Annotated in this window: 18 protein-coding genes, 1 pseudogene and 1 riboswitch; of the genes and pseudogenes, 3 read left to right on the forward strand and 16 right to left on the reverse strand. The window is 48.3% G+C overall.

Annotated features, from left to right (window positions below):
• Positions 1-7 precede the first annotated feature (7 nt).
• The 3 genes from AB432_RS22425 to AB432_RS22435 all read right to left on the reverse strand — a co-directional run bounded on the left by AB432_RS22425 (position 8) and on the right by AB432_RS22435 (position 3,537).
• Positions 8-1,465 carry a benzaldehyde dehydrogenase gene (locus tag AB432_RS22425; protein ID WP_048034164.1) on the reverse strand — a complete coding sequence of 486 codons (1,458 nt, stop codon included), beginning with the start codon at positions 1,463-1,465 and terminating at the stop codon, positions 8-10.
• Between the two features lie 85 nt (positions 1,466-1,550).
• Positions 1,551-1,636: riboswitch (cyclic di-GMP riboswitch) on the reverse strand.
• A gap of 176 nt (positions 1,637-1,812) precedes the next feature.
• Positions 1,813-2,757 carry a methyl-accepting chemotaxis protein gene (locus AB432_RS22430; RefSeq protein ID WP_048034165.1) on the reverse strand — a complete coding sequence of 315 codons (945 nt, stop codon included), beginning with the start codon at positions 2,755-2,757 and terminating at the stop codon, positions 1,813-1,815.
• Positions 2,758-2,781: 24 nt separating this feature from the next.
• On the reverse strand, positions 2,782-3,537 hold the full coding sequence (locus AB432_RS22435; RefSeq protein ID WP_048034166.1) for a hypothetical protein: 756 nt from the start codon (positions 3,535-3,537) through the stop codon (positions 2,782-2,784).
• 85 nt (positions 3,538-3,622) lie between these two features.
• On the opposite strand from AB432_RS22435, the gene AB432_RS22440 reads away from it, so the two are divergent.
• Positions 3,623-5,035 (forward strand): RsmF rRNA methyltransferase first C-terminal domain-containing protein, encoded by a 1,413-nt coding sequence (locus AB432_RS22440; RefSeq protein ID WP_048034167.1) that lies wholly within the window; start codon positions 3,623-3,625, stop codon positions 5,033-5,035.
• Positions 5,036-5,113: 78 nt separating this feature from the next.
• Here the strand turns inward: AB432_RS22440 and AB432_RS22445 are convergent, their stop codons facing one another.
• The 6 genes and pseudogenes from AB432_RS22445 to AB432_RS22470 all read right to left on the reverse strand — a co-directional run bounded on the left by AB432_RS22445 (position 5,114) and on the right by AB432_RS22470 (position 10,393).
• Positions 5,114-5,359, reverse strand: coding sequence for a hypothetical protein (locus tag AB432_RS22445; RefSeq protein ID WP_048034168.1), 246 nt, complete (start codon positions 5,357-5,359; stop codon positions 5,114-5,116).
• A gap of 173 nt (positions 5,360-5,532) precedes the next feature.
• Positions 5,533-6,116: pseudogene (locus AB432_RS31550) on the reverse strand (LysE family translocator).
• A gap of 35 nt (positions 6,117-6,151) precedes the next feature.
• On the reverse strand, positions 6,152-6,586 hold the full coding sequence (locus AB432_RS22455) for an Lrp/AsnC family transcriptional regulator (protein WP_048034169.1): 435 nt from the start codon (positions 6,584-6,586) through the stop codon (positions 6,152-6,154).
• Between the two features lie 191 nt (positions 6,587-6,777).
• On the reverse strand, positions 6,778-7,938 hold the full coding sequence (locus tag AB432_RS22460; RefSeq protein WP_048034170.1) for an MFS transporter: 1,161 nt from the start codon (positions 7,936-7,938) through the stop codon (positions 6,778-6,780).
• A gap of 2 nt (positions 7,939-7,940) precedes the next feature.
• Positions 7,941-8,765, reverse strand: coding sequence for a MerR family transcriptional regulator (locus tag AB432_RS22465; RefSeq protein ID WP_048035919.1), 825 nt, complete (start codon positions 8,763-8,765; stop codon positions 7,941-7,943).
• A gap of 146 nt (positions 8,766-8,911) precedes the next feature.
• A complete protein-coding gene (locus tag AB432_RS22470; protein ID WP_048034171.1) occupies positions 8,912-10,393 on the reverse strand; it encodes a DEAD/DEAH box helicase in 1,482 nt (493 codons plus the stop codon).
• A 319-nt stretch (positions 10,394-10,712) separates the two neighbouring features.
• On the opposite strand from AB432_RS22470, the gene AB432_RS22475 reads away from it, so the two are divergent.
• Together AB432_RS22475 and AB432_RS22480 are read left to right on the forward strand one after the other, a co-directional pair.
• On the forward strand, positions 10,713-11,246 hold the full coding sequence (locus AB432_RS22475; RefSeq protein WP_048034172.1) for an RNA polymerase sigma factor: 534 nt from the start codon (positions 10,713-10,715) through the stop codon (positions 11,244-11,246).
• Entirely contained in the window at positions 11,233-12,342 is a 1,110-nt protein-coding gene (locus AB432_RS22480) for a DUF4179 domain-containing protein (RefSeq protein ID WP_048034173.1), read from the forward strand. Before AB432_RS22475 ends, AB432_RS22480 begins: the two co-directional genes overlap by 14 nt.
• 58 nt (positions 12,343-12,400) lie before the next feature.
• On the opposite strand, the gene AB432_RS22485 is transcribed toward AB432_RS22480, so the two are convergent.
• The 7 genes from AB432_RS22485 to AB432_RS22515 form a co-directional block, all read right to left on the reverse strand.
• Positions 12,401-13,477 carry a M42 family metallopeptidase gene (locus AB432_RS22485; RefSeq protein WP_048034174.1) on the reverse strand — a complete coding sequence of 359 codons (1,077 nt, stop codon included), beginning with the start codon at positions 13,475-13,477 and terminating at the stop codon, positions 12,401-12,403.
• A 102-nt stretch (positions 13,478-13,579) separates the two neighbouring features.
• On the reverse strand, positions 13,580-14,848 hold the full coding sequence (locus tag AB432_RS22490) for an MFS transporter (RefSeq protein WP_048034175.1): 1,269 nt from the start codon (positions 14,846-14,848) through the stop codon (positions 13,580-13,582).
• A 75-nt stretch (positions 14,849-14,923) separates the two neighbouring features.
• Positions 14,924-15,526 carry a TetR/AcrR family transcriptional regulator gene (locus AB432_RS22495; protein WP_048034176.1) on the reverse strand — a complete coding sequence of 201 codons (603 nt, stop codon included), beginning with the start codon at positions 15,524-15,526 and terminating at the stop codon, positions 14,924-14,926.
• 151 nt (positions 15,527-15,677) lie between these two features.
• Entirely contained in the window at positions 15,678-17,114 is a 1,437-nt protein-coding gene (pepV, locus tag AB432_RS22500) for a dipeptidase PepV (protein ID WP_048034177.1), read from the reverse strand.
• Positions 17,101-17,832, reverse strand: a complete 732-nt coding sequence (locus AB432_RS22505) for a GTP pyrophosphokinase (protein ID WP_017250656.1) — start codon at positions 17,830-17,832, stop codon at positions 17,101-17,103. The genes pepV and AB432_RS22505 overlap by 14 nt, the downstream gene beginning before the upstream one ends.
• A gap of 133 nt (positions 17,833-17,965) precedes the next feature.
• On the reverse strand, positions 17,966-20,047 hold the full coding sequence (locus AB432_RS22510) for a methyl-accepting chemotaxis protein (protein ID WP_048035920.1): 2,082 nt from the start codon (positions 20,045-20,047) through the stop codon (positions 17,966-17,968).
• Positions 20,048-20,169: 122 nt separating this feature from the next.
• On the reverse strand, positions 20,170-20,643 hold the full coding sequence (locus AB432_RS22515) for an N-acetyltransferase (protein WP_007722846.1): 474 nt from the start codon (positions 20,641-20,643) through the stop codon (positions 20,170-20,172).
• Positions 20,644-20,794: the final 151 nt, after the last annotated feature.

Consider the following 20,794-nt stretch of genomic DNA (forward strand, 5'->3'; position numbering starts at 1 on the left):
GCTGGCATTAATACGGAAATTGGCGTTGCTTGTGCTGAACCGATATCCATTTCAGCGTAGTAAACTCTTCTAAGCTCCATTGACCGTTCAAACGTCCCAACCCGGAGTGCTTTTCACCGCCAAACGCCACGATTGGCTCGTCATTGATCGTTCCATCGTTGATGTGAATCATGCCAGTCTCAATTCGTTTGGCCATCTGGGCACCTCTCTCCAGATCGCGTGTATGAATCGCCCCGGACAATCCAAATGGTGTCTCGTTCGCCATGCGAATCGCTTCTTCCTCGGAAGCAAACGACATGATGCAAACAGCCGGACCAAACAGCTCTTTAGAAGCAATCGACATGTCTGTGGTCACTCCTGTCAAAACGATCGGCTCGACCAGGTTGCCCTTTACTTCCCCTTTCAATGCAGGAACGGCTCCTTCCCGTATCGCCTCATCAATCGTTGCCATCAGGTTGGCGACTTGCCGTTGATTGATGAGTGGACCGATTACCGTGTCAGGATCATTTGGGTCGCCTACCTTGAGTCCAGATACTTTTTCCACATACAGATCGAGGAATTTATCGTATACATCTTGGTGAACCAGAACCCTGTTAGCCGACATGCAAATCTGACCTTGGTGGGTAAAGCGGCTGAATACCGCTGCATTAACGGCATACTGGAGATCCGCATCCTCCAAAACGATCAGTGCACTATTGCCGCCCAGCTCCAAAATCGCCTTTTTGAAATGCTTCGCTGCCACTTGCGCGATATGGCTTCCTACTTGGCTAGAGCCTGTAAACGAAAGGATGCGCGGAATCGGGTGGGAGACAAAACCATCGCCAATTTCCGCAATATCCGTCACAACAACGTTGATCAAGCCTTTTGGCAGACCTACTTCTTCAAAAATTTTCGCGATGAGCGTTCCACCCGTGATTGGCGTGTGCTCATGCGGTTTAAGAACGACACCGTTGCCCGCGCCAAGAGCTGGAGCTACGGACTTCATCGACAGATAGAACGGGAAGTTGAACGGACTGATGACACCGACAACGCCTGCGGGAATCCGATACAAGCGATTTTCTTTTCCGTCTACGGGAGAAGGAAGAATTTTTCCTTCCATGCGTACGGGGAACGTAGCCGCCTCGCGAATAATATCCTTCACAAGCCCGATCTCAAAAAACGCCTTTAATCGGGTTCCACCCAATTCACGTATGATGATCTGAATGATTTCTTCTTCATTCTCTTCGATATAGTGAACAGCTCGCTCCAACATTCGGGATTTGGTATAGGCATTCACTTCATCCCACTCTTTTTTCGCGTTGGCTGCCGCCTTGTAAGCCGCGTCGATATCCTCCAGATTTGCCATTTTGAATTCTGCGATGACTTCCCCGTTGTAAGGGTTGATATCTTGCAATGTCTTCGCGCCCAGTCCGTCGCGCCACTCCCCATTAATGTACTGCTTGTCCAGTGTTTGAAGGATTGACATGCTTTAACCTCTCCCTTTTGTAAAGGTAATAGGCCCCTTTCGCCTGAAAGGAGCCGTAAAACTAAAACAGCAAAATACACTGCTAGTCGGCAACCCGGCTGCCATCGTAACTTGTACATTAGGCCCGTGGCTTTGCGTCCCCAATTTTCAATGGGTTTGCCCATTCATAGCGAATGCTGGTAGGATTTTGTCGAAAAAAGGAAAGATATGGAGAATCCTACTTTGATTATAGTACTCCATTTCGAATAGTCAAACGAAAACATGTAAATAATTAGTGAAAGAAAGTGAACAAATACCAAAAAGTCCGCATCGCTTGAATACGGACTCCTGATTCTTTTTCCTTATGATCACAATAACTTTTTGACTTCTTTTACGCTCGTCGCGAGCATTTGCTCTACCGCGTTGGCGTCCCTCACATGCTTGGTCAAGCCTTCATTCAGCTCGTCCAGCAAGCTCTTTGCATCACTTACCTGCTGGGACACATCGTCAGCAAATCGCTTTTGGTGCGCGATGATTTCCATCACACCTGACACTTCGACGTTCAGAGCCTGGAAAGCATTCACGATCTGATCCGTCTTCTCCGCAGCATCCTTGCTGATAGAAAGTCCGTTTTTGATCGCACTGCTGCTTTTTTCACTGTTGGACAACGCTTCTTTTGTTTCTTCCTGAATCTTGCCGATCAATTCTGCAATCGTCTTGGTCGAGTTCGCTGTCATCTCGGCCAGCTTCCGTACCTCATCCGCTACGACAGCAAAGCCTCGGCCTTGTTCACCCGCACGTGCCGCTTCTATCGCTGCATTCAGGGCGAGAAGGTTGGTCTGATTGGCAATGTCGCTGATCACCTTGACGATACTCGTAATTTCCGAAGAGCGCTCTTCCAAGCGGCTCATGGATTTGGACGTATGGACCGATTCTTTGTCGAGCAGACTCATGACTTCCACAACGTCCGTCATAGCCTTTTTGCCTTCATCTGCACGCGCTACCGATTGTTTGCAGATATCTGTCAGGCGCTCTCCTCGATCGGACAATTGGCTCGCAGATTCATCATCCCGCTCGTTAATGACCTGGATATTATCTACGACACGCTTCATTCTCGTCACCAATCGCACCATTTGCTCGGATTCGGCGTTCATCGCTTGTTCCGAAGTGAAGATCGCACCCAACTGTTCGTAAATACCGCGAAGCTCATGTTTCCAAGCGTCTTGCTGTCCTGCCATTGTGGTCGTGGGAGTTGCCACTGTCGTCGCTGCTGTCTCTTTTTCTGCCAGGCCTTTGTCTTTTTTCCAAAACATCCGCTTCTCTCTCCTTTGTACCCATCAATTGTCACCTCGGCGGCTATATACGCGGGACTCGATTATTCCCGGATGTTGTTTCGCCAAGCTCAGCAAGTTTTCCAAGAAATAATAGTGACCCTCCAAGAGCTCCACGTCTTTACGCTCAAATTGCTTCGCCTGCAAATACTGCTGCATTTCCAAAGCATAGCGCTCCAGTTTATCGTGAAAATCGTTGGCACGAAGCATTTGCTCCACTTCTGGATATTCTGTTTTCAGGCGATTCAGCTCGCTGTATACACGCCCACCCTCCAGAATCATCTGGTAGGCCGTACGCTCGAGCGTAGCTGTCGTAGCTGCCTCCTGCTCCTCACGCTCCTCGCGCAAAGCTGCCAAGTACGTGATAAAATGGTAGACAGTTAAAAACAATGGTCCTAAAAACAGAATGATCCCTGCTTTGTACACATGCTGATTGGACAAATTGCTGATGAGCAGGAACAAGTGAAACAAGATCGCACCCAACCATACATAGATGATGATTTGGTGATTGATCTTCCCTGCCTTTTGGTGGCGTGAAAAGGCAAAGGTAAGTCCGAGCAGATAAAAGGCAAGTAACGTAAAGCTGGCAGAAAACAAAGCCATCTCCATATCGATCAGCCAATCTGCGTCGGCGGGTATTTCGATAAAGAATTCAAAAGCGAGCACCAGCAGTGAGAACAGCAACCCCATGATCCAAAACCGGCTTACTTCCGAGTCATTCCTCCGCCGGGAGCGGTAGCGTTTTGCACGGGATCCTTCCATAATGCTCTCACCTCATTCTCTATGATTCGCCATGATTCTATGTTTTCCTTTCACATGGGGCCAAAATCTGACATCGGAGGCTGTTATGACAAAAAATTTACCAACAACATTTACCGAGCGCATGCAAACCATGCTTGGACACGATTATGAGGCATTCGTTTCCTCGTATGATCAGCCTGTGACACACGGCTTGCGGGTCAATCCGTTGAAGGTCGATCGTGACGATTTTTTGAAAATCTCGCCGTTTTCTCTGGAAGCAGTCCCTTGGTGCGAAACCGGTTTTCGCTACAAAGAGCCAGATCGTCCCGGCAAGCATCCTTTTCACTCCGCTGGCATGTACTATTTGCAGGAGCCAAGCGCGATGTCCGCTGCCGAAGCACTCGGCGCACAGCCTGGTGAGCGAATCCTCGACCTGTGTGCAGCGCCAGGGGGAAAATCGACGCAGCTTGCAGCGTTTTTGCGTGGACAAGGAATGCTCGTAGCAAACGAAATCCATCCTGTTCGGGCAAAAGCCTTGTCAGAAAATCTGGAGCGCTGCGGCGTGACCAATGCCGTCGTGACCAATGAAACGCCTGAACGCTTACAGGAGCGATTCCCCCAATTTTTTGACCGAATTTTAGTAGACGCTCCATGCTCTGGCGAAGGAATGTTCCGCAAGCTACCCGAAGCAATCGAAGACTGGAGCCCTGCAAAAGTAACCGAATGCCATGTCATGCAAGGCGATATTCTCGAGGCGGCCGCTGCTATGCTGAAGCCAGGCGGAACGTTGGTCTACTCCACCTGCACATTTGCTCCATTAGAAAATGAGCAGTCACTGGTTAACTTCCTGGGAAGTCACCCGGAATTTGAAATCGTTCCGCTGCCACATGCAGATTGCTTTTCTGCTGGTCAACCCGAGTGGGCGTCGCCGCAAAACGAGCAGCTCACCCAGACAGCCAGATTGTGGCCGCATCGTCTCCAGGGAGAGGGGCATTACCTCGCCAAGCTGCAAAAGAGTGAGACCGCTGAAGTTCATGAACCTTCCGGGAAGCGTAAAGAAAAGCGTGCGGCAAAATCGGCTCCGGCAGGTCGAAAAGAAGCCCTGGCAGCCTGGCGTACGTTCGCGGACGAAGCGCTCCCGGCGCTCTCCCAACCATTCGATGATGAATCAGCTTTTCTTTTGTTCGGCGAGCAGCTTTACTACTCACCTGCTCCCGAGCTCGACTTGGACAAGCTCAAGGTCGCTCGCGTCGGTCTGCACCTAGGAACCGTAAAAAAGAACAGATTTGAACCTGTACACGCCTTGGCACTCGCCCTCTCTCCTGCGGAGGCAGCCCGTGTCGCTTCCTATGGCGCAGACGATCCTGAAATGTTGCGATACTTAAAAGGAGAAGCGCTCACGCGTGACGGTGATAGCGGCTGGACGCTGGTTACTGTAGATGGATTCTCCATCGGTTGGGGCAAGCAATCTGAGGGGCAACTCAAAAATCATTATCCTAAGGGTCTACGCTGGTTGTAGTTTTGCTTCAAAAATAAAAAAAGCTCACAAGGCTACACGAGATGCATTCGTGGCTGCTTGTGGGCTTTTCTCTTTTTCTTATGATCTCCCTCTGCGGGACGGATTGTCTACAACGGTCAAAGAGCCATTTCTAATATAACGCAATATTTTTGAAACAGATATCCCTGTTGCGTTGGCAATTTGCATCGCATTCGAATTCGGATACGTTCTCACGTAATTGCGAATCATCTGGTAGTCTTGTATTTCGTTTTCTCCGCAAACCTGGCAACTGTACTCTCCCCGGCCCATCGGACTGCCGCATTTCAAGCACGTATCCGTCGTCATCACTGGTTCTCCTCACACCCTGTACTATGGTACTTTTACAAGAAAGGGTTCTATCTTCCTATCTATTACCCAAATCACATGGGAGGAAAACACTATTTCTATCGCAATTCCTGTATTCTGTTAAAATTCGATGCCGTCATTCCGAACTCCTTCAAAAAAGCCAGTATAAGGCCTCAAACCGCTTTTTGCAGAAGGACAATCGCAAACCCAATTAGAAAGACTCCACTGAGCCCATGAAAAACGATGAGCCAAACCGGGCGAAAAAATCGAGCCAAATACGCGGCCAACAAAGCTACCAGCCCCAGGAACAATAAAGTCGATAGCAGACAACCTGTCGCAAACAAGAACAACTCTGTTGAATGAACAAAAGTGCCAGATGCCAATAGTGCGCCAAATACTCCCGCCCAAAACAGAACGGTCAAAGGATTCGCGAGTGTCAGAAGCACGCCGTGCCAAAAGCTGTTCGACCCGATGGAGCATGCTGGACTGGTGCTTGTTCACGTTCTCCTCTGCCTTTCATGGCACGCAAGGTTTGAATCCCGAACCAAGTCAAAATCAGGGCACCCATCATCAAAACCATCTGTTTGACCCAATGGATTTGTAACAGCAGTGACAGTCCTCCGATCGCCCCCACCATATAAACCGCATCTGCGAGTGCAACTCCCAGTACCATCATGAGTGCATCCCGTAATCGCCGAGTCATCGCGCGATGCAACACCGCCAGACAAACCGGACCAACGGATAGCTGGAGCATCATCCCAAATAATAGACCGTTCCAGATCGCCACGAGGTTCACATCTCCTCTTTCATGGAAGACAGGACGATCATCGTATTCGTCTTGCTTACACCTTCTACTTGCTTCAATGTTTCCGAAATGAATCGTTCCAGATCGGCTGTCCCTTTTACGGCAACCTTCAATACATAATCGTAAGCTCCCGCAATATGATGGCATTCCAGCACACAATCTGCCTGCATGACCGTTTCACGGAAACCGGCGATATGCTCCGTTTTCTCGATTTGCACCATCACAAACGCAATCAGGTGAAGCCCTAGCTGTTCCCGATCCAGCTTCACCGTGAATTGCCTGATGAGTCCTGTATCCTCCAGCTTGCGTATTCGCTCGGAGACCGCTGGCACGGACAAATGAACCTGCTTGCTGATGTCTGAGCTGGTGATTCGGGCATTTTCCCGCAATAAGCGGAGGATTTGTTCATCAATCCGATCCATAGTGGTGCCCCTCCTTTTTATCATGATTATATCAATTTCTTTAGAACGAAAAGGAGTTTGGCACCAACACCGTATTTTTTAAAGAATTGACGTATTTTCTCTTTTATTTTTTCTGTCAGACGATTGATCCTTGAGCGTTTTCCTAAAATCATGCTGCCGCGAGAGACGAGAAGACATCATACGCCATCTTCCTACGCTGATAGCTGCTCCTTCTTTAAAGTAAACAAACGGATCGCGAGCAGCAGTGACAGCAACGCAATAACAAATCCGTACCAGCCTAGATGCTCCACAGAGGAGTGGCTGATCACCAGTCCCCCAACCCATGATCCCAAAGCGAAGCCAAATTGAATAAAGGATGTATTGATGCTAAGCGCGATATCCGGCGAACGGGGCACCTGCGTAACCAGATAGAGCTGTTGGGCCGGAGATGTTGCCCATGTGGCGAGCATCCATAGCATGATGATCACGATATGGGCCGTTATCACTCCATCCATGACCGAAAGCAAAAGCAGCATACTTGCCTGAAGGGAGAGTCCTACATGAATCGTAAATTTCGGCCCCTTGCGATCTGCGATAACTCCCCCCATTTTTGACCCCATAAAACTGCAAATGCCTGCAAGAAACAGAATCCCAGAAATCTCGGATGCCGAGAGCTTTGCCTTGGTTAGCAGGAAAGGCGCAATATAGGTAAACAATGTGGAATAAGCGCCGATGTACAACAGCGTGATAACAACTGCTGCCAGAATCCTTTTATTTTTTAGAACAGCCAGCTGTGCTCGCGGTGTTACAGCCTCCTGCGCTTTTATAAGCGGGACTTTTTTATAAATGACAAGCAGCGGAACCAAGCTCAGTAGTCCAATAAAAATAAACAGCAGTCTCCAGCCAATCACTTCACTTAAAAAAGTGCCAACCGGGAGGCCAAGTACAAGCGAGCTGCTCAATCCCATCAAAATGATGCCAATTGCTCGTCCACGATTACCTTCTTCAACTAGCCGTGTAGATACCGCCATCGCAACAACTGTAGCAACGCCCCCACTGAGTCCTTGGATCATGCGTGTAACCAGCATCATCTCAAATGAAGGACTTACATAGACCAACCAGTTGCTCAAAATAAAAATGCCAAGCACCATGAGTAATAATTTTTTTCGGTCAAGATGGATCGTAACAGCGATGACAATGGGAGCCCCTACTGCCGCAGAAAGGGCAAATGCAGTAACAAGCAATCCGGCAGACGACGTCGTGACCCCCAGATCAACGGCCACCATTTGAATGATGCCGCTTATCAGATACTCCACCGTCCCAATGAGGAAAACTGCCAAAGCGAGAATATAGACAACCCATTTATTTCCCATGCTCACTTTGCCCCCCTTGGTTCAATTGGAATCTGGATTTCTATGAGCTCAACTCCAGGTTCTTCTGATAGGGGAACGTAGATTTCTCTGCCAGGCTGCTCGCTTCGAATACTGTAACCATGCTGTTCAATCCACGTAGCCAGATCCAGGCAAGCTGATTCTTTAAAGGTCGAATCCGAACGGAATAGGAGCGTAGCCATTGTCTCGGCAGGCAAGACACTTCGTTCCATTTGCTCGGGCAGTTTGACAGATTCTGTTTTAATGGCATAACCCACCCCAAATTCGAAAAGCTGGTCCTTCGTTCCGGTTTCCTTCCATAGCACTGTTTTGGGACCAATCAAGGATGATTTCAGGCTGGCATCAAGCAAACTGTCGAATATTTGAAACAGCCAAGGAATATCTTCAGCAGCACCCAATGCTGAATAGAAAATCAAGTGCAGGCCATCTACCTGCTTTAGAACGACCTCATGCTCCTTTTCGATCCTTCCCTCCCGTTCAACAAGCTGCACCCGTTCTTTAATACGGGCAAGCTTCGACATTTCCATCTCCAACAGAGATTGGATTTCATTTTCTTTGAGCCTCAGCATGCCCCGAATTTGTTCGGCTGGTATATTCTCGTGAAGCAATTGCGCAATCTGCTGCAATGAGAACCCCAATTCTTTGAAGATGACAATTCGATTGATCTGCAAAAGCTGTTCGGCACAGTAATATCGGTACCCGGTCGTATCATCGATTTTTGCTGGTTTTAGAATCCCAATCTGATCATAATAGCGCAACGTTTGCAACGGAATACGACTCAGTCGGGAAAACTCGCTGATTTTGAACAATTCCACACCTTCTCTCCCATTACTTCGATCTGAGTATAAACCTTCTAGTCGAGTATAAAGTCAATAACTTCCTTTCATACAGCAAAGGTGTTTCTACACAAAAAAGCGCCCAGATCCTTTTCGAATCTGGGCAGCCTCTTTATTGCTTATCTTCCTCTTGATTTCCCGGCAGATTGACTAAACGGTCTTCCACCCTTCGCAGAGCGAGCCGCTCCACCTTTTCCTGCTTTTTTCGTATCGGCAGGCTTCGCAGATTTACCCGCTTTGCGTGCTGCAATCGCTTCAGCCTTCTTACGGTTTTTCTCGTACTGCGTTTGCAATTCTCCCAGCTCACGCGCCATCTTCTTTTTGTAGCCTGGCTTTACCTTCGTCTTTTTCTTCAAGGCTTCACGTACAGGAGAGAACTCTTTGTCTTTTTCCTTTTGCTGCTCCTTCACCTGTTGCGCTCGCAGCTCAACAAAATGAGCTTCCCGTTCTTCTGCGCGCTGACGGCGTCCGGCATCCAGATGGCGTCCTGCCTGCAAAATTCTTTCTTCGATCGAAGCCTTCGTCGCTTTGGCAAAACGAGCCATCAAGTTTTTCTGACGAGGAGAAATGAGGGAGATCGCTTTTCCTTTTTGTCCCGCACGACCAGTACGACCGACGCGGTGAATGTAGCTGTCCACGTCATTCGGCAAATCGTAGTTGATGACGTGTGTTACACCTTCTACATCGAGTCCACGAGCAGCGATATCTGTTGCGATCAAGTATTGGAAACGTATCTCACGGAATTGCTTCATCAATTGTTCCCGCTTGTTTTGGGACAAATCACCGTACAAGGCTTTCGCCGAGAGGCCATTTTCCTGCAAGCGGGCTGTAAGCTGTTGCACACGTACTTGGGTATTTGCAAACACAATAGTCAAGAACGGCTGCTCTTGCTCCAGCACATCGACGAGAGCGTCTGTCTTATCGCTCTGGTTGACTACATAGTAAAATTGCTCAATGCGCTCAACCGTTTTTTGCTTGCCCTCGATTTTGATATGCGGTGGCTGCTTCATGAAGCGGTGCGCCAGTCTTTTTACCAGATCAGGCATCGTAGCCGAGAACAACAGCACCTGACGTTGAGAAGGCGTGTGGACGATGACTTGCTCCACGTCCTCCAAGAAGCCCATTTCCATCATTTTATCGGCTTCATCCAGCACGAGTGTAGAGATTCGTCCAAAGTGAAGCGATCCGCGTTTCATATGATCCAGTACACGTCCTGGTGTTCCTACAACAACATGAACCGTTTCTTTCAGCTTGCTCAGTTGTTTGTCAATATCCGTTCCACCGTGCAGAGAGAGTACATTCACATTCAGGTGTTTGCCCAGCTTTTCTACTTCTTTTGCAATCTGAATGGAAAGCTCACGTGTCGGAGTGAGGATGAGCGCTTGAATGTCGCGTTTTCCCTCTTCCAATGCGTTGAGGATCGGCAGCATGAATGCAGCTGTTTTACCCGTACCCGTCTGAGCTTGTCCGATTAGATCCTTGCCTTCCATAATGAGAGGAATGGCTTCCTCTTGAATTTGTGTCGGTTCTTTATAATACAGGTCTTGAATCCCTTGCATCAGCTCCGGACGAAAACCAAAAGACGCAAACGATTTTGCCATAACTTCCACTTCCTTTCACAAACGATCCGATTCGCCACACCATGACTGCATGGACAGTGGATGCGATAAATCCGGCTCTCATCAATCAACATTCATCCTAGGCAGGTTGTTGCCCTTGCGAAATCCTATCCTACCTATACTAAAGGAGTCCTTTCGAAAAAACAACTAAACCGTTCAACTCCCGGGTATTTTTCTTCGAGACTTGCAACAACAAAGCAAGCCTAACTGAAATTTTTGCTGACATCATGTGACCATGTAGCGCTTTCGCTGATCTAATTACTGTCAATGTGAAAAACCAACACAGAAAGGAGTGAAAAAGGTGGATCTAAGAGAACAGGTTCTCCTGGCAAAGCAAGGAGATCGTGAAGCTTTTATCACTGTTGTCAAACACGTTGAGAGCTCCTTGTACCATACGGCTAAATCCATCCTGAAAAAAGAGGAAGATATTGCGGATGCCCTCCAGGAAACCATTTTGAAGGCTTATAAATCTCTGTATTCACTTCGTGAGCCCCATTTTTTCAAAACATGGATGTTCCGAATTTTGATCAACGAATGCAATAAGATACTAGCAAATCGCTCCCGTAACGTTCTACTGGATGAATTCCCTATCCAATTGTCACTCTCACATAAAGACGAACTTATTGACCTGCGGGACGCCGTTGAAAAATTGGATGAGCAGCAGCGCCTTGTTATTGTGCTTCACTATTTTGAAGACCTGCCTTTACGACAAGTAGCAGAGATACTGGAAATTTCGGAGAGTGCCGCAAAAATGCGGCTTAGTCGAGCACGGAACAACTTGATGGAAAAATTAAACACATTCCGGGAAGGGAAGATACATTATGGATCAATCTAAATTTGATTTCGAACTAAAAGAGTACAAACGTACAAAGGATACGACGATGTCACCATTGGTACGGGCTCGACTGGATGAAACATACGCCTCTCTCCCAGAAATGTCTCGCGAACGAAAAGTCCAGCGATTACGCAAAGCACCCTATGTTGCGGCCGCCGCAGTCATTCTAGGTGCAACTGTATTCACTTCCGGATTTATCTCGCCGGTCATGGCGCAATCCATTAAGGAGATCCCATTCGTCGGCAGTCTCTTTAGCTTCATCGAAGCGGACCTCGGCTTACGTGCCGCAGGCGAACAAGGTCTTTCTTCCAAGGTAAACAGGAGTATTTCTCACCAGGACATGAAGCTCGAGGTAACGGAGACGGTCTTCGACGGAACACGTGCTGTCTATCTGCTCAGCGTAACGGCTCCAAACCTGAAGGACGGCATGTTTGATACGGGAAAAGAGGTTGTCAAACTCAGTGACGCTATCGAAAATGTCACTTTTACCATCGATGGAAAAGGTCAAGATGACCCAAGTAGTTTGGTAACTGGCGGTAGTTTTTTCTACACAGCGGGCGAATCACACCCAAACTATCTTATCTTCGAAGAAATTTTGAAGACACCTGGGCACAATTCAACGAGCATGATTCCAGACTCTTTCCAAGCGGAAGTGGTTGTTAAGCTTGCTGGAATTGATCAAGCCTTCAAGCTGGACATTCCCTTCCAAAAAGCGACGAACGACACCCTCCGGCTTAAACCGAATGCTATTCAATCAAACGATGGGATTTCTTTCGAAGTATCCGAGGTCAATGTGACGCCAGTGACGACGCGCTTGTTGTATTCGTTCAAACTGAATGGCAAGACATCAGATCCGTTCATCAGAGCTGCCCTGTTTGACGACCAAGGTCGTCAACTGACATCCCTCCACGGAGAAGGAGAGGTTAAGGATAACACGCTCACATTTGACGCCCGCTATGCTTCTTCACAAGGACAGCCGAAGTATTTCATCATCAAGCCTTTCGTCGTAAAAGATCATTCTGCGGAAACAGTCACAGACGATCAGTTTATTAAGGGTCTGGAAATAAAGGTAGACCTCCCCGAGCAGAACAAGTAACAAAACAAATAACCCTCTCCATCGCAATCATACATGCATGGAGAGGGTTTCGCTTCCCTCATCTATCGAGCAGTTGTTGAACCGTTTCCTTATCGAGCTTCTTGATGATAGCTGTAAGCAACTGGGCAGCCTGCTCGAAATCACGTTTTGACATAATTGCATTATGGCTGTGAATATATCGTGTCGCAAAGCCGACGACAATCGACGGGCAGCCAATGCCGCTTATATGGAATTTCGCTGCATCTGTTCCGCCTCCTGCGAGGGCATCCACCTGTACATGGATGCCGAGCTCCTCTGCTGTGTCGAATACGAGATCGCGCAATCCGGTATGCGGAATCATCGTGGCATCAAATAACATGACGAGCGGACCGTCCCCCACATTGCAGGTCATCGGATACGATTCATTTCCAGGCGTGTCATATGCGAGTCCAACATCGACAGCAAAAGCAATATCCGGTTCTACCAGCCTCGCTACTGTGCCAGCACCCCGGGTCCCAACTTCTTCCTGCACGGTTGCACCGGCGTATACCACATTAGGATGCTCTTCCGTCTGCAATCGTTTCAGCACCTCGATTGCCAGCGCACACCCCGCCCGATTATCAAGCGCCTTTGCGACCCACAGCTCTCCGTCGCGCATCGTCGTAAAATCACTGTCAGGGACAATCCAATCACCTGGGCGAACACCCATTTCCTTCGCATCTGCTTCATCTTTCGCCCCGATGTCAATGTACAGCTCCTTGAGCTTCATGACTTTTTCCCGCTCTTCTTTTTCCAGCGCATGCGGTGCCTTCGAACCAATGAGCCCGAGATACTCACCTTTGCGTGTCTTGACCTTCACACGATGTGAGAGCATATTGTGCGTCCACCATCCGCCAAGCTGGATAAAACGCAAGTACCCTTTTGGCGTGATATTCGTCACCATGAAGCCTACTTCATCCAAATGTCCCGCGAGCAAAATTTTCGGTCCGTTTACTGAGCCCGTCTTCTTCCCGAGAACCCCACCCAGTCGATCCTTTACCAACTCGTCGCTGAGAGGCTGTAAGTACTCCTCCATCTTCACCCTGACTTCGCGCTCGTGCCCAGGTACTCCGTCCGTTTCCGTCAAATCCTTGATCAATTTCGTGAGATCGTCCATCATTTATCTCCTTTTCGATACTGACGTATTCCCGTTATGGTTGCCTACCTCTATTTGTTATTGTTTCCCTAACAAATATCCTGAATGCGCTCGAGTACTTCTTCATGCTGTCGCATTTGATTGGGTGGCCTTCGTAATCCGATGAAAGAGCACGAGACAAATCAGCCCCATCCCTGCAAACATTCCGGTGATCGCAACGTTGGGAACCCACGCACTGGCAAGAATAAACATACCTGCACTGCTCACCCCCACAATGCTAAACAGAGAATGTACAGCCATATACGTACTCCTCGCATGATCTGGCACCATATTGGCGAGTAACGCTTGTTTTACCGGGATGTGCATCACTTCACCCAGAGTCGCGAAGAACATGGCAAAGAGCAGGACAGCAGGGGAGCTGCTGAAGCTAATCCACGCATACCCGCAAAAATACAGGACAAGGCCTGACAGGAGCACCACCCTATCTCTCAAGCTCTTCACTACGCAGGAGATCAAAACCGTCAAGCAAACAACCAGCAACGTGTTCTCTGTTTTTAATAGACCTAACAAGTTCATCCCATCTACCTGGATGCCCAAAAACGGAAATAACTGCTCAGGCTCTGGGATTTCTTTCACTAAACGAAGGCCGATGACATTGGTCAATTGCTCCTCTACAGCAATAATGAGCAAATTCGCTATGGTAAACAGCAGAAAAATCCGGTGCTTGAGCACTTCTTGATAAGCTCCCAGGACATCTGCCATAAAACTCGAAACTTTTTGTCTTTGCTTGCCAGACGCCGAGCATGCACGTTTTTCTGGTACATACGTTTCCTTGATAAACAGGATCGTCATGGCGAACGAAATCGCGATGCTTACAGCCACACCGAGAAATAGCGCAAAATAATGCTCATCGAACAAAAAAGCACCCACCAATCCTCCTATCGCTACCGCCAGATTATTCAACCAATAGGAAGCCGTAAAAATCGCTCTCCGATTCTCGGGCTGACTCACATCAATGACGAGTGCTTGGTAAGCAGGCCCCGACGCCCCCAAACAAAAGTTATGAAACAGAAACAAAATAAATGTCACATAGGGCAACTGGAGCCAAGGCGAGTTAACGAAGGCCACACCAAGAAAGCTGATGAAAATGACCGCCTCACATGCAACGATCACTTTTTTTCGCCCGATCCTGTCCGCCACATATCCCCCTGCAAAAGAGCCTGCGACACTCGCTGCCATCACACCTAAAAACATAAAACCCGTTACAACCGTCCCCAATTGCTTGGAGAAAAAAACAATCAAGTACGGGGTCACAGTCATGCTCGCCATCGTCGTCAAAAATTGTAACATCAGTCTGATCTGGATGTTGCTATCGAACTTCCAAAAACTCATCGTGACCACTCCTCTCTTCTTTAACGATTGATTAATCAATCATTTATAATTCAAAAAAAAGACCGGTGGAGAATGCTAGCGATTCTTCGGTCCAAAAAGCTGGATGGCAACCGGAACGAATTTTTCCCACATGTTGCTTTGTGGCCCATCCGTCAAATTCACACGCAGACCAATTAACAGACTCATGTACGCTGTCGCCACATATTTGGGATCTTGGACATGCAAGAGTCCTTTCTCTTGTCCATTGATCAAGAGCTCGGCAATTTTCGTACGAAAGGTATTGTGAAACGCATCTAGCTCAGCAAAAGAATGGGCAAAACGATTGTAGTAGCCGACTACTTGTACAACCAGACGCAAGTAGGAATCGAACGTAGCGAATCTCTTGATGTGATTGGTCACCATTCTCTCCAATTCCAGTAATGGCTCAGATGCTTGGGGATCAAAGTCAAGCAGTTTGACCGAATGCTCTTGTAATGGCTCCGTGACGGCTGCATGAAAGAGCTGATCCTTGTTTTCAAAGTACGTGAAAACACTGCCAAAGCTCACTCCGGATGCCTTCGCGACTTTTGCAATGGTGGTATCGTCATAGCCGTGCTCGGCAAACAAAAGAACTGCCTGCTGGAGAATCGTTTCCCGCTTTTGCTTCATTTTTAGCACTTGTTCTTCTGAAAGTGGCATGGTGTACAGTCTCCTTGCTAATGAATGATTAATCGATCAATCGTTAATTTGCATTATAGTACTGACTTCCAGCATTTGCAAAGAGTTTTGTCTCTTTCTGATTCAGCCAAAATAAAAACGGCTGGCACTTATGTCCAGCCGTTTGCTATTCCTACTTCGCCAATTCATAGATCGCTTGCGCGTAAATCGCTGTCGCTTTGATCAGATCATCCACGAAAATATATTCATCTCGCTGGTGGGCACTGTCAGGACGCCCTGGGAAAAGCGGTCCGAATGCTACCCCAACATCCAACGAGCGGCCGTAGGTAGCGCCGCCAATTGCAATGATGCCAGCCTCCTCGCCTGTTTGTTCCGTATACACGCGTTGCAGTGTCGTCACCAAAGGATGATTCGGGTCGACGCGGTGTGGTGTCAGATGCTCAGCTACTTCGAGTGTAAATGCCCCTTCACTGAATCGTTCAGCAAGAACGGCCGACCATTTTTCGAAGGCAACAGAATGTGGGTAACGGATATTCAGACGGAAAAGCGCATCCTGCTTTTCGTCGTACTCGATCACACCTGTGTTCAGTGTGAGCGCACCCATTTCTTCATCATCATGGGAGATGCCGAGCGCTTCACCGTAATGCTGCTTGTGCAAATAACGATCAGCCAAGCCTACAAATACAGCTCCGCGTTCATCCAAGGACAAGGAGAGCAAAAAGTGAATGAGCTCGGTACCCGCGTTGACACCTTTGCTCGGGTCCATTCCGTGAACTGAGACGCCCTCCATGTGCAGAACCACGAGGCCATCCTGCTCCTCCGCCCTGCCTTTCAAGCCAGTCGCGTCCAAGTGCTGACGATAATTTTGTGCAATCGCCTCACTATTCAAGCCGATTGGCGCAAGCGTTGCTACGGCCTTGTCTGGAACCATGTTCATCCGCAAGCCAGCTTGTAATGAAACGAGCTTTGCCTCCACATTTTCCGCAGCAGATATTCCAAGGCTTTGGAAGGACGCAAGCGTCTGACGCAACGACAGATCAGTCAAGCCTTTTTCCGCATAGATCAGCGGGAAGTCTGCATCTGGCGTAAAGCCCATTGTCGGCATTTCTTCCGTTTCAAAATACGTGTTCACACACTGCCAGCTCGATTCTTCATCCGTACCGAAAATAAAGCGCACGCGCTTCGACAGCGGCAATCCCAGCTCCATCACAATCTTCGCTGCAAAAATGGCAGCCATCGTTGGTCCCTTGTCATCAATCGCACCACGGGCCACCATGCGTCCATCCACGATCTCGGCTGCATACGGTGGCGTACTCCAGCCATCGCCTTCCGGTACGACATCGACATGGCTCAGAATGCCGATCAATTCCTCGCCCTGCCCGAATTCAGCGTGCCCTGCATAGCCGCGGACGTCTTTGGTTGTCATGCCTGCTTTTTCACACACGTCTAGTGCAAAGTCAAGCGCTTGCCGAATCCCTTCTCCAAAAGGGGCACCTTCTCTGGATGTCTCAGGGTCCAAAACGCTTTTAATCTGCAAAAATTGTTGTGTTGTCGCAATCAGTTCGTCCTTGCGTTTATTTGTTTCTTCCAGCCAATTAACGCTTGTCATTCTCTTCTCCAGTCCTCTCATTCATACTTCCTTCGTCCATTGCCGCATCGACGTCGAGATCCAGCTCCACCAACGATAATAATGACTCCATCGGCACTTCTTTTTTCGTAAATTCTGCTTGGGCGTCTTTAATTTCATCCCGGATGTTGTTCATTTCGCTGTCCAGCTTGTAGGACGCCTTGGCAGCCTCGAACAATCTTTGTCGTATATCGGATGGGATAATTCCCTCGTATTTATAATTCAGCGAGTGCTCAATCGTCGCCCAAAAATTCATTCCCAATGTGCGAATCTGAATTTCAACCGGAATGGTCACTTGCCCACCCGCCATCATGATCGGATACTCCACAGCAAGATGATAACCGCGATATCCGCTTTCTTTTGGGGTGGAGACATAATCCTTCTCCAAATACACACGCATGTCTCCGCGATTGCGGATCATCTCAACGACTGCAGGTATATCATCAATAAACTGGCAAATGACGCGGATGCCCGCGATATCACGAATTTCCCAGCAGATATTCTCATCAATCGGAAACTGCAAGCGGTTTGCCTTGTTGTAAATACTCGGGATCGATTTGACCCTGCCCACCGCAAACTCAATCGGTGAATGCTCCTTGCGTTTGCGCAGCTCATTACGGATATTTTTAATTTTGACTTTGATTTCTTCTACAGCTTGTTCGAACGGTAGCAGATATAGTTCCCAATCTAGTTTGTGCACGCTTACGTCCCTCCGGCTTGAAACTCTCCATCGTCCTTATCATTCAACATTTTGTGTGAGATATCCTTCCAAAATACAAAAAGAGACGGGAGAAAAGGCAGTTGTCACCGGCTTTTGCTCCGTCCCTTTTTTCTTAATTTTCGCGCGAAACAAAGGCTGCAAGTGAGCTTCTCAGCTCTTCTGCTAGAATGGCCAACTGAGTCGCAGCATCAGCAATGAGCTCCATCGCTGCACTCTGCTCCTCTACCGCAGCCGAGATGCTTTGAACACCGGCAGCCGCTTGCATCGATGCAGACGATACTTCCCCAGCGACAACGGCTACCTGTTGGGCATCCGGTGCCATACGCCTGAAGGCTTCACTGACACCGTTAATTTCCTGCGACACCCCGAGGATGTTTTCCTCGATATGCTGGAACATCTCTTGCGATTGATGTGCTGTCTTCATGCCGCGGGCGGTCGTTTGGGCACCCTCGACCATCCTGGCGACCGCTTCCTTTGTATCCTTTTGTACGTCTCCAATCATGCCTACAATCTGCTGGGCAGCATTGTTGGTATCTTCTGCCAGCTTGCGAACTTCTCCTGCGACGACTGCAAATCCCTTGCCATGCTCTCCTGCTCTGGCCGCTTCAATCGCAGCATTCAAGGCTAGCAGATTGGTCTGTCGGGCAATTTCTGTAATGACCGAGATAATTCTCGAAATGTCCTTCGAGCGCCCTTCTAATACATGAATGACATCCGTTGCAGCTTCTACCGAACGATTGATTTCGTCCATGCTGTCCATCACATCTGTGATCGCGCGTCTGCCAGCATGTGCATGCTGCTTCATTTCTTCCGCAGATACGGTCACCCGTTCTACATTTTCCGTTACAACCGCCACATCTTTCGTTAAATCAACAGCCAGATTCAAGGTTTGTCCCATTTTTTCTACCTGACTGTCGGCAGATGCAGCCACTTGATCGACGACGAGGACAATTTGCTGGCTGGAAGCGGCAATCTCACTGGTGTTTCCCTGAATATTACGTACGGCACCGGATACGGAAGCGGCTGCCTGCTGAATCTGAAACAAAATTTTGCGCAGTTGCTTCTGCATCGTAACAAGAGACCCTGCAAGCTCCCCTAGTTCGTCTTTTCGTTTTAATAGCTTGTCAGGTATCTCTCGCGAAAAATCCCCATGCCCAATCCGCTCTGCCACGGCAAGCATGCCGCGAAACGAGCGGCGAAGCCAGTTTGCTGTAAATAACGAGATGATGACGATGAGCAAGAGGACGGCACCATTAAAGGCAATCATGGCATCCCGAATGCGGGTTGGGCCCTCCAGTATTTCGGTCATGTTCATCTCTGCCAAAATCGCCCACGTCTTCTTCCCCACTTTGACCTGATCGTAGGATACGAGTACTTGCTGTCCTAAGTAATCCATGCTTTCGACCGTTCCTTCGGATTGTTGGGTGAGCAAGACTTGATCGACGATGGGTGTATCTACTTTTTGCTGTAACAACGTATTTGGTCCACTACCCAGTTGCGAGCGCATGAGCTTGTCCGGACCGCCCACCAAGTAAATCTTCCCGGTTTCCCCCAGCCCTTCCCGTTGGTTGAATATTCTTGAAATATAATCCATGGATACTTCGACGGCTATTTGCCCAATGATGTAGCCTCGTTCGTAGATCGGCGCTGCAATGTATACCCCTGGCGCCCCTCCAGATGGTTCGTAATTGCCGAGGTCTGACATTTCTGCGCTTTGGGTTTTCCTGACTTGCTGCACAGTCTGGCCAAGTACAGAGTCAGCGTGTGGGCCTGTCAGGAGATTGGTTCCAAAATCGGCCTGCGGCTTTGTCTCATAAACGATGTCCCCTTGTGCATTTAACAAAAAAGCATTTACGAAGCCGTAGCGCGCGACCTCCATCTTCAATTCGTTCGTATACTGCGCTTGCACTTCTTCATAAGCTGGCGATTCCAGGCCTTGCCGCCAGACGTCCTCAAACGAAGAAAGGGCAGACATTACTGTTCCCGATGCAGCCAATGTATCCACGTTCCTGGCTCGCTCGCGAAAGTAATTTTCCACCTGTTCCTTATTGCTGTGACGCAGCGCTTCCAGTGTAGCGGCGCTTCCGTTCAACAATTCCTGCTTGGATTCCTGATAAGCAAATACTCCCGCTGCCGTCAACGGTACACTTCCTGCCAGTAGTAGAACGAGCAATATACGAGCGCCTAGCTTCATGGAAAAGCCCCCCATTTTTGCCAATCTCTTTTTCTGGTATACTTGTAGAATATTGTTTATATTTCTACTATTTATATGAATATAGTACCAGAAAAGAAAAAAGGAAGGCTAGACCAAATGTATCAGGCTGTTTCGAAAATCATAGCAATTTCGTCGCACATCGGCAGTTTGGAGCAGTTAATGCAATCCTTCCAAGCTTTTTGCGGCAGTGTTTCCTTGGCAACCACCCAAAACCCGCACTTTTCAAAAAACACTTGTTGATAGGTCAGCGCCAATACACGTTTAATGCCCAAAAGGCGGCATTGCTCAACCAAATGAAGAACCAGATGTTTTCCAACACCCATCCCCTTCGCTTTTTCCGAGATAGCCAAGGAGCGGATCTCAGCCAGATCCTCCCACAAAATATGTAGGCCTGCGACACCTACGACCGAATCTCCATCATGAGCGACAATAAAGGATTGCAAGTTTTCTAAGAAAGACAGCTTCGTACGTGGCAGCATCAAGCCTTGTTGTGCATATTCATTAACAATCTCCAACATGGCATCCACGTCTTTCATCGTAGCCTGACGTACTGCCAGTGCCTTTGCAACACCCATTTTACTCTCCTCCACCCCATGCATTTCGAGCCTGGTATGATTTAATATTTATTCATTATAGTATATAAATATACATTCGAGCTGCGCAGAAGTCTATCCTTTTTTCACCTAATTTATGCTCAATTGCATGAACTATTCTTTTGTTAGGTAA

Origin of the sequence: Brevibacillus brevis (assembly GCF_001039275.2) — a bacterium.
Lineage (GTDB): Bacteria > Bacillota > Bacilli > Brevibacillales > Brevibacillaceae > Brevibacillus > Brevibacillus brevis_C.

What these genes read in the sequence shown, in the direction of transcription:
- AB432_RS22425 (WP_048034164.1), bottom strand. Translation starts at nt 1,465, where the DNA reads ATGTCAATCCTTCAAACACTGGACAAGCAGTACATTAATGGGGAGTGG.
- AB432_RS22430 (WP_048034165.1), bottom strand. Translation starts at nt 2,757, where the DNA reads ATGTTTTGGAAAAAAGACAAAGGCCTGGCAGAAAAAGAGACAGCAGCG.
- AB432_RS22435 (WP_048034166.1), bottom strand. Translation starts at nt 3,537, where the DNA reads ATGGAAGGATCCCGTGCAAAACGCTACCGCTCCCGGCGGAGGAATGAC.
- AB432_RS22440 (WP_048034167.1), top strand. Translation starts at nt 3,623, where the DNA reads ATGACAAAAAATTTACCAACAACATTTACCGAGCGCATGCAAACCATG.
- AB432_RS22445 (WP_048034168.1), bottom strand. Translation starts at nt 5,359, where the DNA reads ATGACGACGGATACGTGCTTGAAATGCGGCAGTCCGATGGGCCGGGGA.
- AB432_RS22455 (WP_048034169.1), bottom strand. Translation starts at nt 6,586, where the DNA reads ATGGATCGGATTGATGAACAAATCCTCCGCTTATTGCGGGAAAATGCC.
- AB432_RS22460 (WP_048034170.1), bottom strand. Translation starts at nt 7,938, where the DNA reads ATGGGAAATAAATGGGTTGTCTATATTCTCGCTTTGGCAGTTTTCCTC.
- AB432_RS22470 (WP_048034171.1), bottom strand. Translation starts at nt 10,393, where the DNA reads ATGGCAAAATCGTTTGCGTCTTTTGGTTTTCGTCCGGAGCTGATGCAA.
- AB432_RS22480 (WP_048034173.1), top strand. Translation starts at nt 11,233, where the DNA reads ATGGATCAATCTAAATTTGATTTCGAACTAAAAGAGTACAAACGTACA.
- AB432_RS22485 (WP_048034174.1), bottom strand. Translation starts at nt 13,477, where the DNA reads ATGGACGATCTCACGAAATTGATCAAGGATTTGACGGAAACGGACGGA.
- AB432_RS22490 (WP_048034175.1), bottom strand. Translation starts at nt 14,848, where the DNA reads ATGAGTTTTTGGAAGTTCGATAGCAACATCCAGATCAGACTGATGTTA.
- AB432_RS22495 (WP_048034176.1), bottom strand. Translation starts at nt 15,526, where the DNA reads ATGCCACTTTCAGAAGAACAAGTGCTAAAAATGAAGCAAAAGCGGGAA.
- pepV (WP_048034177.1), bottom strand. Translation starts at nt 17,114, where the DNA reads ATGACAAGCGTTAATTGGCTGGAAGAAACAAATAAACGCAAGGACGAA.
- AB432_RS22510 (WP_048035920.1), bottom strand. Translation starts at nt 20,047, where the DNA reads ATGAAGCTAGGCGCTCGTATATTGCTCGTTCTACTACTGGCAGGAAGT.
- AB432_RS22515 (WP_007722846.1), bottom strand. Translation starts at nt 20,643, where the DNA reads ATGGGTGTTGCAAAGGCACTGGCAGTACGTCAGGCTACGATGAAAGAC.